The sequence below is a fragment of the Cognatiyoonia sp. IB215182 genome (assembly GCF_033963905.1).
GTDB lineage: Bacteria > Pseudomonadota > Alphaproteobacteria > Rhodobacterales > Rhodobacteraceae > Yoonia.
Window position 1 is genome coordinate 1 of record NZ_JAXBMB010000013.1, and the last position, 14,948, is coordinate 14,948.

The window sequence follows — 14,948 nt, forward strand, 5'->3', positions numbered from 1 at the left end:
GTTTTGCGAGGAGAGTGACACTTCTGCTTTGCTCATGGGTGACATTATCGCTTTGCAGCTACACCTGCATAGCCGAATATCTTTATTATGCTAAATGTTCTAATGCTATTCCGCGCTTGCGATAATCAGATCTCAACGACGCCCACCATATAGTTTTCACCATAGGTTTTCGCGCATTTCGGGCAGGTCGTGTAGAAGAAATACACTGACTTCGCGGTCTTCCCCAACGCCTTTGCCGCGATTTCCATGTCGTGGGCGAAGTCCTTGGCACGCCGGTACGGGCCCTCAAACACTCGGGTGATGAAATCGCCAGAAAGCGTGGTCATTTCTTCACCTGGCACATCCTTATCGACGGCAAAGAAATGTTCGGCCTCCCAGGCAGAGACATCGCGGCTCAATACGATTTCTCGGCTTGGATCGACAGCATCCACCTCCTCAATATGGCCCTGCACCCGGGTAAAGACCTGTCCCATGTTCCACGGAATATGCATGGCGGCCCGGGTTGTGGCGCGAAGGAACTTTTTATCCTCGAAATGCAGGTGCTGGTTGTCCCAGCCCACCGGATTGAACCGGGGGCAGCAGCCGGTTGGATTGTCGCTGAGATCATTTGGCGGGAATGCGTTGGGGTCCATCGGTGGGGTCCTTTTCGGAAGGCTTGCATGTTGCAGCCGATCTTCGGCGATCCTGTTGCTACGGTGATTGACATTGCTCAATTGGGCCACGGCGCGGCGTGGCAGGATGCACGTAAGGCACGTCGCGATCCTGCAGGGAGGTGCACGGGACGCGACGCTGCATTTTGTGGAGGAGCGGATGACCAAGGCAGCAATCATCAAGCCTCAGGTCCAGGCCAACATGCCTGACTACGATGCGATGCGGGAAAGCTTTGACTGGAGCGCGGCGCAAGCCCAGCTGGATGGGTTGCCCGACGGGCATCTGAACATTGCGCATGAAGCAATTGATCGCCATGTGGCCGCAGGGCATGGCGACCAGATTGCTTTGGGCTGGATCGCCAAGTCGGGCGCGCGAACCGATTACAGCTATGCGGACCTGCAGACGCAGGCCAACCGCTTTGCCAATGTGCTACGCGCCCGCGGGTTAGAGCCTGGTGACAAGGTCTACGGTCTGCTGGGCCGCGTGCCGGAGCTCTACATCGCGGCCCTTGGCACGTTAAAGGCCGGTTGCGTTTTCTGCCCGCTTTTCTCTGCCTTTGGTCCCGAACCGATTCAGGCGCGCATGCAGATCGGTGGGGCCAATGCGCTGGTGACAGCCACCCGACTTTATAAACGCAAGGTTGCGAGCATTCGCGACAGTATCGACACGCTGAAAGAGGTGTTCACAATTGATGGCGCACTTGATGCGACAACGCATCTTGGCCCCCTCATGGATGCCGCAGATGATGCATTTGAGACCGCCCAAACGGGCCCCGAAGACCCTGCCCTGCTGCATTTTACCTCTGGCACGACGGGCAAGCCCAAGGGCGTCGTGCATGTGCATCAAGCTGTTGTTGCACATGACACAACGGGGCGGCTCGCGCTTGATCTGCGGCCGGGCGATATCTACTGGTGCACGGCTGATCCCGGATGGGTGACCGGCACGTCTTACGGCATTGTCGCGCCCTTGACGAACCGCGCCACGATGATTGTGGACGAGGCAGAGTTTGACGTGGCCCGGTGGTACGACATCCTGGCGGCTGAAAAGGTCAATGTCTGGTATACCGCCCCCACCGCCATTCGCATGCTGATGAAGGCGGGTGCGGATGCGATTGGCGACCGCGTCTTTCGGGATCTGCGCTTTATGGCCAGCGTGGGTGAGCCCTTAAACCCCGAAGCCGTGATCTGGGGCAATGAGACCTTTGGCATGCCGTTTCACGATAATTGGTGGCAGACCGAAACCGGCGGCATCATGATTGCGAATTATGCCGCCATGGATGTGAAACCCGGTGCGATGGGCAAACCCCTGCCCGGTATCACAGCGGGCATTGTTGACGTATCGGGTGACACCGTGACCGAACAGATGGCGCCCATGACCATCGGGGAACTGGCCTTGCGCCCCGGCTGGCCGTCGATGATGCGCGGCTATCTGCATGAAGAAGCGCGCTATCAGAAATGCTTCAAGGGTGGGTGGTATCTGAGCGGTGATCTGGCGATGCGCGACGAAGATGGATACTTTTGGTTCGTGGGCCGTGCCGATGATCTGATCAAAAGCGCGGGACATCTGATCGGCCCGTTTGAGGTCGAAAGCGCGCTGATGGAGCACGACGCGGTGGCAGAGGTCGGTGTGATCGGCCTGCCAGATGAGACGGCGGGCCAGATCGTCAAAGCCTATGTCGCCCTGAAACCTGGTTTCGATGCGTCAGAGGATTTGCGCCTTGACCTGATGGGCCATGCTCGCAAACGCCTTGGCCCCGCCGTCGCGCCCAAGGAAATCGCCTTTCGTCAAAACCTGCCCAAAACCCGCAGCGGCAAGATCATGCGCCGCCTACTGAAGGCGCGTGAACTGGGGCTGCCCGAAGGCGATATCTCGACGCTTGAAAGTGATGAACAATGACAGTCACCCGCACCAAACCCCGCCTTGATACTGCCCATGTCCGCGATCTGCTGCATATGATGATGCGCATTCGCATGTTTGAAGAGACATGCGCCGAAAGCTACACGCAGCAGAAGATCCGCGGCTTTCTGCACCTTTATGACGGGGAAGAGGCAATCGCCGCCGGGATCATCCCCCTTCTAGAGGAAAAGGACAGGCTGGTGGCCACCTATCGGGAGCATGGTCATGCGCTGGCCCGTGGCGTGCCGATGGGTGCGGTGCTGGCAGAGATGTACGGCAAGACAAACGGTTGTGCCGGAGGGCGCGGCGGGTCGATGCATCTTTTCGATGCCAAGACCCATTTCTATGGCGGCAATGCGATTGTGGGAGGCGGGCTGCCGTTGGCCGTTGGCCTCGCACTGGCGGACAGGATGCAGGAGACCGGTGCAACCACCGCCTGTTTCTTTGGCGAAGGTGCGGTGGCCGAGGGCGAGTTTCATGAAAGTCTGAACCTTGCGGCGCTCTGGGGTCTGCCGGTGCTTTTTGTATGCGAAAACAATGGCTACGCCATGGGCACACGGCTCGATCTGACCGAAGCTGAAGTGGATATCGCGGCCAAAGCCCGCAGTTATGCGATCACCGCCGAGGTGGTCGATGGTATGGATGTGGTCGCCGTGGAAGCCGCCGCGCGCCGCGCCTTGCAATCCATTGCCGAGACCGGCAAGCCACATTTTCTTGAATGCCGCACCTATCGTTTTCGCGCGCATTCGATGTTTGATGCACAGCTTTACCGGCCCAAGGATGAAGTGGCCGAATGGCGCGAAAAAGGGCCCATCGTCCGGTTTCAGAACTGGGCCATGCAAAGCGGGCTATTGCATGAAAACGACGTCGCCGTGCTGCGATCCGAGATTGCGACCGAGATCGCGGAAGCCAAAGCCTTTGCCGAAGCAGGCGCTGATGAGCCGCTGGAGACGCTCTCCCAATACGTCATGTCGCCCGAGCGCCCTGCCCCACCTGAAATCCCTGCCCCCGGCAAGATGGTGGAAACCACTTACCGGGAAGCGGTCAAAGCCGCGATCACGGACGCGATGCAGCGCGATGAGCGTGTCTTCCTCATGGGTGAGGATGTGGGTCATTACGGTGGCTGCTATGCCGTCAGCAAGGGCCTACTTGATCAATTCGGCCCGGCACGCATTCGCGACACGCCGCTTTCGGAATCAGGCTTTACGGGGGCCGGAATTGGTGCGGCCATCGCGGGCATGCGTCCGATTGTCGAGGTCATGACGGTCAATTTCTCGCTCCTGGCGCTTGATCAGATCATGAATACAGCCGCCACGCTCAGGCATATGTCGAACAATCAGTTCGGCGTGCCGGTTGTAATCCGGATGGCCACGGGTGCTGGCAAACAATTGGCCGCGCAGCATTCGCATTCGCTTGAAGGGTGGTATGCGCATATTCCGGGTCTGCGGGTATTGGCGCCAGCCACGCTGGAAGACGCGCGCGGTATGCTCTGGACCGCTTTGCAGGACCCCGACCCGGTGCTGATCTTCGAGAATGTGATGCTTTACAATCGATCCGGCACCCTGGCCGAAAATGCCGGACCGGTTGATATTGATCGCGCGGTTATCCGGCGCGAAGGGACAGATATCACGCTCATCACCTATGGCGGCTCTCTCTTCAAGACGCTGGATGCGGCAGCGGCATTGGCCAAGGACGACATCGCGGCAGAGGTGATCGACCTGCGCAGTCTGCGCCCGCTTGACATGGATACGATCAAGGCATCGGTGGCGCGCACCCACCGGGCGATGGTCGTTGATGAAGGATGGCGCACTGGCAGTCTTGCCGCTGAAATCGGGATGCAACTGGCCGAGGATTGCTTTTACGACCTTGACGCGCCGCTTGCGCGGGTCTGCAGTGCTGAAGTTCCGATCCCTTATGCCGCGCATCTTGAACAGGCCGCCATTCCGCAGGTTTCAACCATCGTGGGCGCAGTCAAACGGGTTATGGAGCAAAAGCCATGACACAGTTTCTGATGCCGTCGCTTGGTGCAGATATGGAGGACGGGACATTGGTTGAACAATTGGTCGGCCCGGGTGATCCGGTGCATCGCGGCGATATCATTGCGGCCGTCGAAACTCAGAAGGGCGCCATCGAAATCGAAGTGTTTGAGGAAGGTGTACTGGACCAGTGGCTCGTCCCGCTCGGCACAAAGGTTCCGGTCGGAACGCCCATTGCCGAGATCCGCAGCGCGGGTGAGCCGGAAAAGCCTGACATGCCGCAACCCGCCGATCCCGCACCTGCACCGCCACCGCAAGAGGCCCCACAACCGGCCGACCCGGACATGCCGCCGCCAATGCCAGAGGACCCCGGGCCAACACCTGCGCCACCAGCAGCGCCGCCCCCTGAGCTGGCCAGCGGTGCCCGTCAGCGGGTCAGCCCCGCCGCGCGCCGCCGTGCCGCCCGCAGCGGCTTCGATCTGACGAGGCTGGGGGCGGACAGGATTATCTCGCTGGCCGATATCCCGGATGATGTAGTTGCGCCGTCCGCCGAACCGCTTTCGGCGATGCGGCAGGCGATTGCGGCGGCGATGACCCGATCCAAGCGTGAAATCCCGCATTATTACCTGTCCGATAGCGTCGATCTGACCCGCGCCGAGGATTTCATTGCCACCTACAACGCTGATAAAGCCCCCGACGCCCGGCTGGCACTGAGCGTCCTTTATGTTCGGGCGCTGGCGAAGGCGGCGCAGAAACACCCCGATTTCAACGGTCATTTCGAGGATGGCCGCTTTAACCCTGGTCAGGCAGTGCATGTTGGCATGGCGATCAATCTGCGTGGCGGCGGGTTGGTGGCGCCAGCGTTGCATGATGCAACTGATGGTGAGATTGCGCAGCTCATGGACCGCCTGCGCGATCTCGTCCAGCGCGTCCGCGAGGGCCGTTTCCGGGCGCGCGAGTTGTCCGATCCGACCGTCACGCTCAGCAGTCTGGGTGATCGTGGCGTTTCAGGGATCACAGGTGTGATCTTTCCGCCGCAGGTCGCCATCGTCGGTATCGGCTCGCCCAGCCTGCAGCCCGCCGTCGTAGGAGACTCTGTGCAGCCACGCCGCCTTGCCCAGATCACCCTGGCCGCTGATCATCGCGTCAGCGACGGGCACAATGGTGCCAAGTTCCTGCGCGCCATCATCAAGAACCTGCAACATCCGGAGCAGCTATGACAGATGATCCCATCCACCACCTTTTGGTCAAACATCTTGGGCAAATCGCCCCGGACATTCCTTTTGATGAGGTCGATCCCCAGGCGGACTTGCGCGACGAATTCGATATCGATTCAATGGATTTCATGACCCTGATCACGGCGTTGGGTAAGGCACTGTCATTGCCGATGCCCGAAGCGGATTATGACCAGATGCGCAGTTTTGATGATCTGGCCGATTATCTGCGCAGCCAGACCGCAAGGGGCTCTGTCGATTGATCCGGATCAATCGTGCCTGCGAGGTCACTGATAGCCTTGTCATAACTCATTCAATGACAGGAGCATCTGATGATCAAAAAGATACTGGCGGCTTATGACGGATCGGATAACGCGCAACGCGCGCTTGATCTCGCGGTGGAGCTTTGCGCGAAATGCGACGCGTCGCTGGTTGTCGTGCATGTCCTGATGCATGGCCGCCCGGCTGCGGAACTGGTGCGCATGGCCCATGCCGAACACATGGTGCAAGAGGCGCACAAGGCCATTTCACCCGGTGTCACCTTCGCTTCGGGCCGGGCCTATGATCTTTTTTCAGCAAGCGCTGATGCAGCCGGGACACTGCGTGTCATATCATCGGTTGGTGATCAATTGGTGGCCCACGCCAAGAACCATGCCGAGGAATTGGGGCTTGAAGCGGTGCAAACAGTGGTGCGCAGCGGTGATTATGCTGACGAGATCCTGGCAGTCGCGAATGATCAGATGGTCGACATGATTGTGATGGGATCGCGCGGCTTGGGACTGGTGCGGGGCGCTGTGGTGGGCAGCGTGTCCCAAAAGGTGATGCACCATGCCGAACAGGCTGTGCTGGCCGTGAAATGACCGGCGCGGAAGCCAATGCATCGCAAATCGCTTTGCGCCTGACCGACATCCAGAAATCATATGGCGATAATCATGTCCTGCGTGATGTGAACCTAACCGTCGCCAAGGGAGAGTTCATCGTCATCGTGGGCCCGTCAGGTTGTGGGAAGACCACGCTTTTGCGCGTCATCGCCGGGCTCGAAATGCCTGATGCGGGCGAAATCGTCCTGTTTGATGAGATCGTGAACGAAATGTCGCCTGCACAGCGCGGCGTGGCGATGGTGTTCCAATCCTATGCGCTTTATCCGCATCTGACGGTTTACAAGAACCTTGAATTCGCGTTGGATCTTGCGGGCCTCTCGCGAGAGGAGATCCGCAACCGGATCACCGAAACGGCCCGCGCCCTGTCGCTGACCGACTATCTTGGTCGTAAACCATCTGAATTATCTGGTGGACAGCGCCAGCGTGTGGCTTTGGGACGCGCGCTGGTCCGGCAACCGCGGATGTTTCTGTTTGATGAACCACTCTCAAACCTTGATGCGGGTCTGCGCATGAACACGCGGATCGAAATCGCCGATCTGCATCGCACCCTTCATACACCAATCCTTTACGTCACCCATGACCAGACCGAGGCGATGACACTTGCCGACCGGATCGTGGTGATGCGACAGGGCCGGATCGAGCAGGTCGGCGCACCTCTTGAGCTTTACAACAAGCCCAACAACCGCTTTGTGGCAGGCTTTATCGGGTCGCCCGCAATGAATTTTATCGACCGCGATCTGCTGCCCAGTGCCGAGGCGGCATGCGTTGGAGTGCGGCCCGAACACCTGTTCATCGCAGACGATGGACCGTTGTCAGGCAAGGTTCTGCATCACGAACGGCTTGGCACCGATACGCATGTCATCGTTGATGTCGGTGCGCCGGAGCATCTGACGGTCCGGTTGGTCGGCCAGCAGGAGTTTACGCGCGGTGACCCAATCACCCTTGATTTCGCCGTGGAAAAAGCCGTGTTTTTCGATGCGACGGGCAAGCGGATCGTAGAACCTGATGCGGCCTGACATGGCCTGATCCCAAACGCCGATGGCGCGCCAAGAATCCTCTGCCAGCGCGTCGGTGATCGGCGTCAATCCGATTTGATCTTCCTCAATCCCAGGGCATCGACCGCTTGTTAGACTCACAGCAGCGAGAGGCGGACGCGATGATTTCGAATGCGACACGTTTGTTCGATCTGGATGGGTTCGAAATCAGATTGGACCCAAGCTGGTTCCTGATTGCAGGGCTGGTCACCTGGACGCTAGCCAGCGAGTATTTCCCCATGACCTTGCCCGGTCTGACGGGGGCGGCCTACTTGGTGCTGGCCATCGTCGCGATGCTGGGTTTTTTCGGCTCATTGCTCTTGCACGAACTGGCGCATTCATTTGTTGCGCGGCATTTTGGCGTCCGTATCCGGGCGATCACGCTTTTTCTGTTTGGTGGTGTTGCTGAACTGGAAAGCGAACCGCCCACGGCGAAGGCCGAGTTCTGGATCGCCATTGCCGGACCGGTGCTGAGCGTTGTCTTGGGTGTGTCGCTGCTTTTCTGTGCCGGCGTGCTGCGGCTGGTCGCAGCGCCTGCCGCGTTTGTCATGGTGCTGAGCTATCTGGCGACGATCAACCTGATCATCGCGGGCTTCAACATGGTGCCAGCCTTTCCGATGGATGGTGGTCGCATCCTGCGGGCCGCACTGTGGCATCGTCACGGTGACCTGTTGCGGGCCACAAGGGTCGCCTCGCGCGCGGGCGAGGTTTTTGGTTATGTGCTTGTCGCGTTAGGCCTGCTCTTGGTCTTTCAGGCAGGCTTTGTAGGGGGCTTCTGGTACATCCTGATCGGCGTGTTCGTTCTGGCCGCAGCACGATCCGCCTATCAGTCGCAGCTGATGCAAAGCCGATTTGCCGGGCATGTGGTGGCAGATGTCATGATCCGAGAGCCGATCATCGTCTCACCCGACCTGACGTTGTCGGAATTTGTCAATCAGGTCTTGCTGAAACACCGGATCAGTTTCGCACCTGTCGTGGCAGACGGGGTGCTGATTGGCCAGATCGACAAGCGGATGCTCGCAGCCATTGATCGCGACAATTGGAACAACACACTGGTGGGTGACATCTTTGTCGGGCTTGAGGATGCCGCTGTGATCCCGCCTGACCTGCCTTTGCAAGCGCTGATGACCCGGATCGCACAGACGGGTAACCGCAAGTTTTTGGTCGTCAAGGACCACGCGCTTGTCGGCGTTGTGACACTGGCAAGCCTGATCGGTTATCTGCATGGTGGGGAGACCGCTGAAAAGACGCGCGCATGGTAGCGTCAGGGCCTGTCCTGCATGCGCCGGACGGCTAGAAGCGTCGCGGCCGGACCCAAGATCTCAAACACGACCGTCGTGCCAATTGTGAGAGCAATGATTTCGTTCGCCCAAAGCGGAAAGCGTTGTGCGGCGATCAATGCCATGCCGATTGCGACACCCGCCTGCGGCAAAAGCGCGATCCCGTACCACACCCCCTCCGTCATAGGCAGGCCAACCAAGCGGCCACCAATGACACTGCCCAGGATGCGTGCGAGGCTGCGCAGAACTACAAACGCTAGTCCTATGAAGCCCAGCGTCATCGCCGCGCCAACCTCAAGCGCACTGCCCGCCAGGATGAAAAACAGAACGATAAAGGGCCAGCGGATATGGGCGATTTCGTGAAACGCGCGGCGATGATGCGAAGCAAGGTTTACGATAACGGCACCGACCACCATGCCGGTGATCAGAAATGAAACTTCCAACCACATTGACATGCCCGCTGACAAGAAAACGAGGCTCAGCGCCTCGATCTGCAGTGGTTCGCCATCGCGCAACCGCCCCGTCAGCAATGCCGCCGGTCCACCGATAACGAGACCCAAAGCGATAGCGCCGCCCACCTCCCAGAAGGCATGCGCCAGATCTGACGGATTGTCCTGCCCGTTCAATTGTGCCGCGATCACCAGGATCAGGCTGAACCCCAGCAAGCCCCAGACATCGTCAATGGCCACGATGCCACGCACGGTCTGGGTAAAGCCGTTCTCAATGCCGGATTGGTCGATTGCATCGGTCGTGGCCGCCGGGGCCGTTGCAGTGGCAATTGCCGCCAAGATCAGGGCAAGCCCCACCGGGACGCCCAAAGCAGCAAGACCAGCACTGACAAGTACCAACGTTCCCAGCACAATCGCCAGTGACAGGGCAAGGATCGCCCGGCCATGTTGGCGCAGATCGTCGCGATGCAATGCGCTGCCCAGCAAGAATGCAACCATGGTCAGGGCGATGACGGACAGGCCGTCATACCAACCCTGCAACTCTATCGGGATGATGTCGAAACCGGACGCCCCGGCCGCCAGCCCAATCAGCAAAAGCAGGGTCACCCGGGGCAACCCTGTTCTGCGCGACACGAGGTCCGCCACCAGACCGCCTAGAAACAGCGCCCCAAGAGCGATCAGCGATATGGGTTGCAAGTCACCTAGCCAACATTGGGCACGGTGCAATTCGCCGCATCAAGCGTAAGCACCGGATCATCGGGGCCGCATTCTTCACCGCTGATAGGATAGCGGTCGGTCTCAGCGCAGCCAGCGATCAGGAACAGCGCAGCAATTAGCCCAAGTCTCATATCAAACCTCTCTTCTTTGGCAGTCTGTGTGTGCCGCCACCCTAGCCGCCGGCACTGCGGTCAGATTGATGTTTGTCAAAGCCGTGATATTGACCTTGATCAAACAGCGCGCATACGCGGGCACGTAAGACATTGATATGACAGAGCAGACTGCATCCCAGCACGGCCAGATGATTGCGCCACAGATGACCCTGACCGACGGGGTCTTCGTGCTGCAGGGTGATCTGTTGATCGGAACGGTTGGTGCCCTTGGCGCGCCACAGGGAACGGGCCAGGTCATTGACCTGAGCAAGGTCGCCCGGTTCGACACGGCGGGCGCGTGGGTCGTCATCAGGCTGGAACAACAGATGCAAGCGGCCGGGATCACCCCGCAGATTGTCGGCGCCAAGCCGATGCAGGCCGATTTGCTCGCCACTTTGCGCGACTGTCTGCCGGGGCCAGAGATGGCCCAGAAATCATCATGGTCCGTGGCGACTTGGCTGGATCATTTTGGCCGCCGCACCGTTGCCGCAGTTCAGGACGTGCTCGCCATGGTTGGGTTTCTGGGACAGGTGGTGGTGATCATCGCCGGGCTCATACTCAGGCCCGGGCGTATTCGCTGGACCGCGATTGCACACCACATGCAGCAGGTCGGGCTGAACGCCGTGCCCATCGTGTCACTGATGGCCTTCCTGATCGGTGTTGTGCTGGCGTTTCAGGGGGCCGCGCAGCTGCGCCAGTTCGGGGCAGAAGTGTTCGTGGTGGACCTGATTGCTATCTCGATACTGCGTGAGCTGGGCATATTGCTGACGGCGATTATCGTGGCGGGTCGATCCGGGTCGGCCTTCACTGCCGCCATCGGCTCAATGAAAATGCGCGAAGAGATCGATGCGATGCGCACCTTGGGCCTTGATCCGGTCGAGGTGCTGGTCGCCCCGCGTGTGATCGCGCTGATCCTGATGCTGCCTGTTCTTGGGATCATTGCGAATTTTGCCGGGCTGTTCGGCGGGGCAATCATGTCGTGGATCGAACTCGGGGTCTCGCCCGGTGTGTTCCAGGCGCGGCTCGTCAGCAATACCGATGTCTGGCACTTTGGCGTTGGATTGATCAAGGCGCCGTTCTTTGCGCTGATCATCGGATTGGTGGGGTGCTTTCAGGGCATGCAAGTCAAGGGCGACGTGGAATCTCTGGGGCGCCTGACCTCGACCTCTGTCGTTCAGGCGATCTTTCTGGTGATCGCGGCGGATGCGGTCTTTTCCGTCTTCTTTGCCATGGTGGGGGTCTGATAGTGACCGAGCCCATCATCAGTGTGCGCGGTCTTGTGACCGGCTTTGGCAAGCAGATTGTGCATAACGGCCTCGACCTGGACGTTGAACGCGGCGAGATTATCGGCATCGTCGGCGGATCCGGAACCGGAAAATCCGTGTTGCTGCGGGCCGTTGTCGGGCTGCTCAAGCCGCGTGCGGGGCAGATCAGCGTCTTTGGTGAAAGCGTGCGCGACACAAGCGTCGCGGATTACCGGCGTCTGCGCCGCCGCTGGGGGGTCATGTTTCAGGGTGGTGCGCTCTTTTCATCGCTCAACGTGCAGCAAAATGTCGAGGCGCCAATGCGGGAACAGTTGGACCTGCCGCATGAACTGCGCGCGTCGCTGGCCGCAATCAAGGTACGTATGGTGGGTCTGCCAGAGGATGCGCTGACCAAGATGCCGTCAGAGCTGTCTGGCGGTATGCGCAAGCGGGCCGGATTTGCGCGCGCAATCGCGCTTGACCCTGAAATCGTGTTTCTGGACGAACCAACGGCAGGCTTGGATCCAATCGGGGCAGCCGCGTTTGACACGCTGATCGCCCAATTGCGCAAGGCATTGGGGCTGACGGTGTTTCTGGTGACCCACGATCTTGACAGTTTGCACGCGATCTGTGACCGCGTAGCTGTCCTGGCCGAGGGGCGTGTGCTTGTGACAGGGACGATGGCGGAAATGCAGAATGTCGATCACCCGTGGGTGCAGGACTACTTCAAGGGTCCGCGCGCGCGGGCAGCCCTTGTGCAAAAGGAAATGAACTGATGGAAACCCGCGCCCATTTCATCATTATCGGGTTGTTCACGATCCTTGGCATCCTGGGTGGTCTTGGCTTCTTTTTGTGGTTGGGGAGTGTCCAGATTGACCGCCAATATGCGCAATACGGCGTGCTTTTCGACAATGTGTCAGGCCTGGATGAGTCCGCGGATGTCCTGTTCAACGGCGTTGCTGTGGGCAGTGTGACCGACATTCGTATCTGGGAAAGGGACCCCAGCAGAGCCTATGTGGCGCTAGAAATTGACGCAACCACACCCATCGCCGTCGACACGATCGCACAACTTGAATCGCAAGGTGTCACGGGGGTGGCCTATATCGCCTTGGCAGGCGGCGCGCCCGGTGCCGCACTTTTGACGCCCGAGCCGGATGGCCCGCCCATCATCCCGTCGCGCCAATCGTCGTTCCAGTCGCTGGTCAACAGCGCGCCAGAGCTGATCGACGGCGCTTTCAACATCATAAGGCAGCTTGAAACCCTGACCGGACCAGAGAACCAGGACAACGTGCGCCGCATTCTTGAAAACGTGGAGGATGCGACCGCGGGGCTGGATCAAGCGCTCACCGATTTCTCTGACATCTCGGCGACACTCCGCGCTGCCACCGATGATGTCACGCGCTTTGTCGACGGCTTTGATGGCGTCGGTGATGCCGCGAAATCAACGTTGGAGGCCGCGGATACCAGTTTTGCGACAGTCACCGAGACTTTTGAAAACGCAAACAGCGTCCTCGACGAATTGGCTCCGGCTATCGCGCAGGCCAATGCCGCAATTGATACGATCAACACGTTTCTGGTCGAAGACTTTGCGCCGCTTGCCGAAAACCTGCGGACGACGCTTGCGAATGCTGACGCCGCTTTGGCAAGCGCGGATCGCGCATTTGCCAGCGCAGATGATCTGATGGCGACGGATATCGGTCCGGCGCTCGCAGATGCGCGGGCTGCGCTGACGGATCTGGCCGCAAGCGTCGATGCCGTGACCGCCGATGTGCCGGGGATAATGGACGATCTGCGCAATGGTGTTTCCGAAGCACGTGCCGCCATCGCCGCAGCAGCCCCGGGCATGCGCGACTTCGGTCAATTGGGGGCAGAGGCGCGTGTGGCGGTCGCCGCGCTGAACGATCTTATTCGCCGCATCGCGCAGGACCCGTCGGGTTTTCTGCTGGATGACCGTGTTCCTGAGTACCGGAGGTAAGCCGATGCACCTGTCCCGCCGTAACTTCGCGCTTGGTGCCCTTGTGCTCCCCGGTTGCTCCACGCTTGATCTGTTGGCCCCGTCCGGTCCCGTGCGTGAGATTTACCAGTTGCAGCCCGTCTCACTTGATCCCCAAGGCGGGCGCACATCGCGCAGCCTTATTGTCCTGATGCCTGCCGCACCGGCCGCCCTGTCCACCGACCGTATCCTGATCAGTGCGGATCCCTTGACCGTGCAGTATCTGCCGGATGCAGCGTGGTCTGACTCCGTTCCACAGATGCTGCAATCCGTTCTGATCCGCTCGCTCGCTTCGGCGCAGCGGATCGGTTTTGTCGGTCTGCAAGGCGCGGGGCCTGTGCCGGATACGGTGCTACTGACACGGATTGATGCCTTTGGCGTCGCCGTGCTGCCGCAGGGTGGGTTCGAGGCCCGCGTTGCATTAGAACTGACGGTACTGCGCGACCGTGATCAGCGCGTGCTGGGGACCCGCGTTTTCACAGATGCCATACCATTGACTGATGATCGTGCCGACACGATTGCACGAGGATTTCAGACCTTGATGGACCGCATTCTGCCCGAGGCTGCAACATGGGTGCTGGCCCGCGCGGCCTAAGCCGCCAGATCGGCGCATTGGGCAATAAAACCGCGCAGCAGGGTGTGGTCAATCGGATTGCCCGGACGGATTTCGATATGCTTGCTGGGCTTGCCGGACCCAATCAATACCGCGTCCGGGTCGGATAAAGCATCAAAGCGCAGAAAGCCGAAATTGACATGATCTGATGACCCGAAAAGATACAGGACTGGCACGTTATGCCTGTTGAGAAAGACCGGAACGCCATAGCGCATCTTTTCGGACGCTCCTCGAAGTTCGGCGTGAATGAAGGTGCGCAATTCTGTCAGTAACGCCGCAATCGGGGCATCGTGATCGGCAATGTATTCATCGTGATTTTCGTATTTGGGCATCTTCTCTGGCCCTTTGCTACACTCCGGTTCAGGGCGCAGGCCACATGTCGCGCAGTTCCTGCGGCAGGCAGGCCCGCACATCCTCAACCTCACCACGCGAAATACGGGCGTTTATGACGTTGAACACCGCCTTGATGTCACTTTCACCACGGTAGTCCAGAACCTCGCCTACCTGCGCCTCGACGGCCGCAATGAAATCAGCCGCGTGACGTTCGCGCACGGGCGTCTTTTTGGGTTGCCAGCCTTCGTAAAACGTCCCGCGCAGGATCAGCGGCAGCTGTGCGGAGAATTGTGCCATCTCATTGACCGGCAGATGATCACGGATGTTGACGAGAACCGTGCGCAACAGGCGCAGAACCTCGCGTTCATTGCTCCACCCGGTGCGACCGGCCAGATCATTGACCCATTCATGGGCTTCATGTGTGGTACGTTCAAAAACATGGATCATACGTGTCATGACGGTATCCTTTGCTGTTTTGATCGTTTCATGACTACGCCACCTCGGCGGTAAAGGAT

Annotated in this window: 16 protein-coding genes; 11 read left to right on the plus strand and 5 right to left on the minus strand. The window is 59.5% G+C overall.

Going from position 1 to position 14,948, the window contains the following annotated elements; translation table 11 throughout:
• Positions 1 to 125: 125 nt before the first annotated feature.
• Positions 126 to 632, minus strand: coding sequence for a hydrolase (locus SLH47_RS21455; RefSeq protein WP_320242507.1), 507 nt, complete (start codon positions 630 to 632; stop codon positions 126 to 128).
• Positions 633 to 738: 106 nt separating this feature from the next.
• Here SLH47_RS21455 and acsA point away from each other — a divergent pair, with 106 nt between their 5' ends.
• The 7 genes from acsA (at position 739) to SLH47_RS21490 (ending at position 8,914) form a co-directional block, all read left to right on the plus strand.
• Positions 739 to 2,547: an acetate--CoA ligase gene (gene acsA / locus SLH47_RS21460; protein WP_320242509.1), complete on the plus strand. Its 1,809-nt coding sequence runs from the start codon at positions 739 to 741 to the stop codon at positions 2,545 to 2,547.
• On the plus strand, positions 2,544 to 4,547 hold the full coding sequence (pdhA, locus tag SLH47_RS21465) for a pyruvate dehydrogenase (acetyl-transferring) E1 component subunit alpha (protein ID WP_320242511.1): 2,004 nt from the start codon (positions 2,544 to 2,546) through the stop codon (positions 4,545 to 4,547). The genes acsA and pdhA overlap by 4 nt, the downstream gene beginning before the upstream one ends.
• Positions 4,544 to 5,743, plus strand: coding sequence for a dihydrolipoamide acetyltransferase family protein (locus SLH47_RS21470; RefSeq protein WP_320242513.1), 1,200 nt, complete (start codon positions 4,544 to 4,546; stop codon positions 5,741 to 5,743). Before pdhA ends, SLH47_RS21470 begins: the two co-directional genes overlap by 4 nt.
• Positions 5,740 to 6,000, plus strand: a complete 261-nt coding sequence (locus SLH47_RS21475) for an acyl carrier protein (RefSeq protein WP_320242515.1) — start codon at positions 5,740 to 5,742, stop codon at positions 5,998 to 6,000. Before SLH47_RS21470 ends, SLH47_RS21475 begins: the two co-directional genes overlap by 4 nt.
• Before the next feature lie 69 nt (positions 6,001 to 6,069).
• Positions 6,070 to 6,597 carry a universal stress protein gene (locus SLH47_RS21480; RefSeq protein WP_320242517.1) on the plus strand — a complete coding sequence of 176 codons (528 nt, stop codon included), beginning with the start codon at positions 6,070 to 6,072 and terminating at the stop codon, positions 6,595 to 6,597.
• The gene (locus tag SLH47_RS21485) at positions 6,594 to 7,634 is read left to right on the plus strand and encodes an ABC transporter ATP-binding protein (protein WP_320242519.1); all 1,041 of its coding nucleotides are present in this window, start codon (positions 6,594 to 6,596) and stop codon (positions 7,632 to 7,634) included. The genes SLH47_RS21480 and SLH47_RS21485 overlap by 4 nt, the downstream gene beginning before the upstream one ends.
• A gap of 140 nt (positions 7,635 to 7,774) precedes the next feature.
• Entirely contained in the window at positions 7,775 to 8,914 is a 1,140-nt protein-coding gene (locus tag SLH47_RS21490) for a site-2 protease family protein (RefSeq protein ID WP_320242520.1), read from the plus strand.
• Positions 8,915 to 8,916: 2 nt separating this feature from the next.
• Here SLH47_RS21490 and SLH47_RS21495 read toward each other — a convergent pair whose 3' ends face one another.
• Together SLH47_RS21495 and SLH47_RS21500 are read right to left on the minus strand one after the other, a co-directional pair.
• Complete coding sequence (locus SLH47_RS21495) at positions 8,917 to 10,077, minus strand: cation:proton antiporter (protein ID WP_320242521.1); 1,161 nt, start codon at positions 10,075 to 10,077, stop codon at positions 8,917 to 8,919.
• Positions 10,078 to 10,082: 5 nt separating this feature from the next.
• Positions 10,083 to 10,229, minus strand: coding sequence for a hypothetical protein (locus SLH47_RS21500; RefSeq protein ID WP_320242522.1), 147 nt, complete (start codon positions 10,227 to 10,229; stop codon positions 10,083 to 10,085).
• A gap of 185 nt (positions 10,230 to 10,414) precedes the next feature.
• Here SLH47_RS21500 and SLH47_RS21505 point away from each other — a divergent pair, with 185 nt between their 5' ends.
• Genes SLH47_RS21505 through SLH47_RS21520 form a run of 4 tightly spaced genes read left to right on the plus strand, consistent with a single transcriptional unit; the run spans position 10,415 to position 14,082 of the window.
• On the plus strand, positions 10,415 to 11,494 hold the full coding sequence (locus tag SLH47_RS21505) for an MlaE family lipid ABC transporter permease subunit (RefSeq protein ID WP_413785667.1): 1,080 nt from the start codon (positions 10,415 to 10,417) through the stop codon (positions 11,492 to 11,494).
• A complete protein-coding gene (locus SLH47_RS21510; protein ID WP_320242674.1) occupies positions 11,494 to 12,270 on the plus strand; it encodes an ABC transporter ATP-binding protein in 777 nt (258 codons plus the stop codon). Before SLH47_RS21505 ends, SLH47_RS21510 begins: the two co-directional genes overlap by 1 nt.
• Positions 12,270 to 13,469 carry an MlaD family protein gene (locus SLH47_RS21515; RefSeq protein WP_320242525.1) on the plus strand — a complete coding sequence of 400 codons (1,200 nt, stop codon included), beginning with the start codon at positions 12,270 to 12,272 and terminating at the stop codon, positions 13,467 to 13,469. The genes SLH47_RS21510 and SLH47_RS21515 overlap by 1 nt, the downstream gene beginning before the upstream one ends.
• 4 nt (positions 13,470 to 13,473) lie before the next feature.
• Positions 13,474 to 14,082 carry an ABC-type transport auxiliary lipoprotein family protein gene (locus SLH47_RS21520; RefSeq protein WP_320242527.1) on the plus strand — a complete coding sequence of 203 codons (609 nt, stop codon included), beginning with the start codon at positions 13,474 to 13,476 and terminating at the stop codon, positions 14,080 to 14,082.
• Here the strand turns inward: SLH47_RS21520 and SLH47_RS21525 are convergent.
• A complete protein-coding gene (locus SLH47_RS21525; RefSeq protein ID WP_320242529.1) occupies positions 14,079 to 14,432 on the minus strand; it encodes a DUF1801 domain-containing protein in 354 nt (117 codons plus the stop codon). The genes SLH47_RS21520 and SLH47_RS21525 overlap by 4 nt on opposite strands.
• A gap of 28 nt (positions 14,433 to 14,460) precedes the next feature.
• Positions 14,461 to 14,889 (minus strand): DUF2267 domain-containing protein, encoded by a 429-nt coding sequence (locus tag SLH47_RS21530; protein WP_320242531.1) that lies wholly within the window; start codon positions 14,887 to 14,889, stop codon positions 14,461 to 14,463.
• Between the last annotated feature and the right edge of the window lie 59 nt (positions 14,890 to 14,948).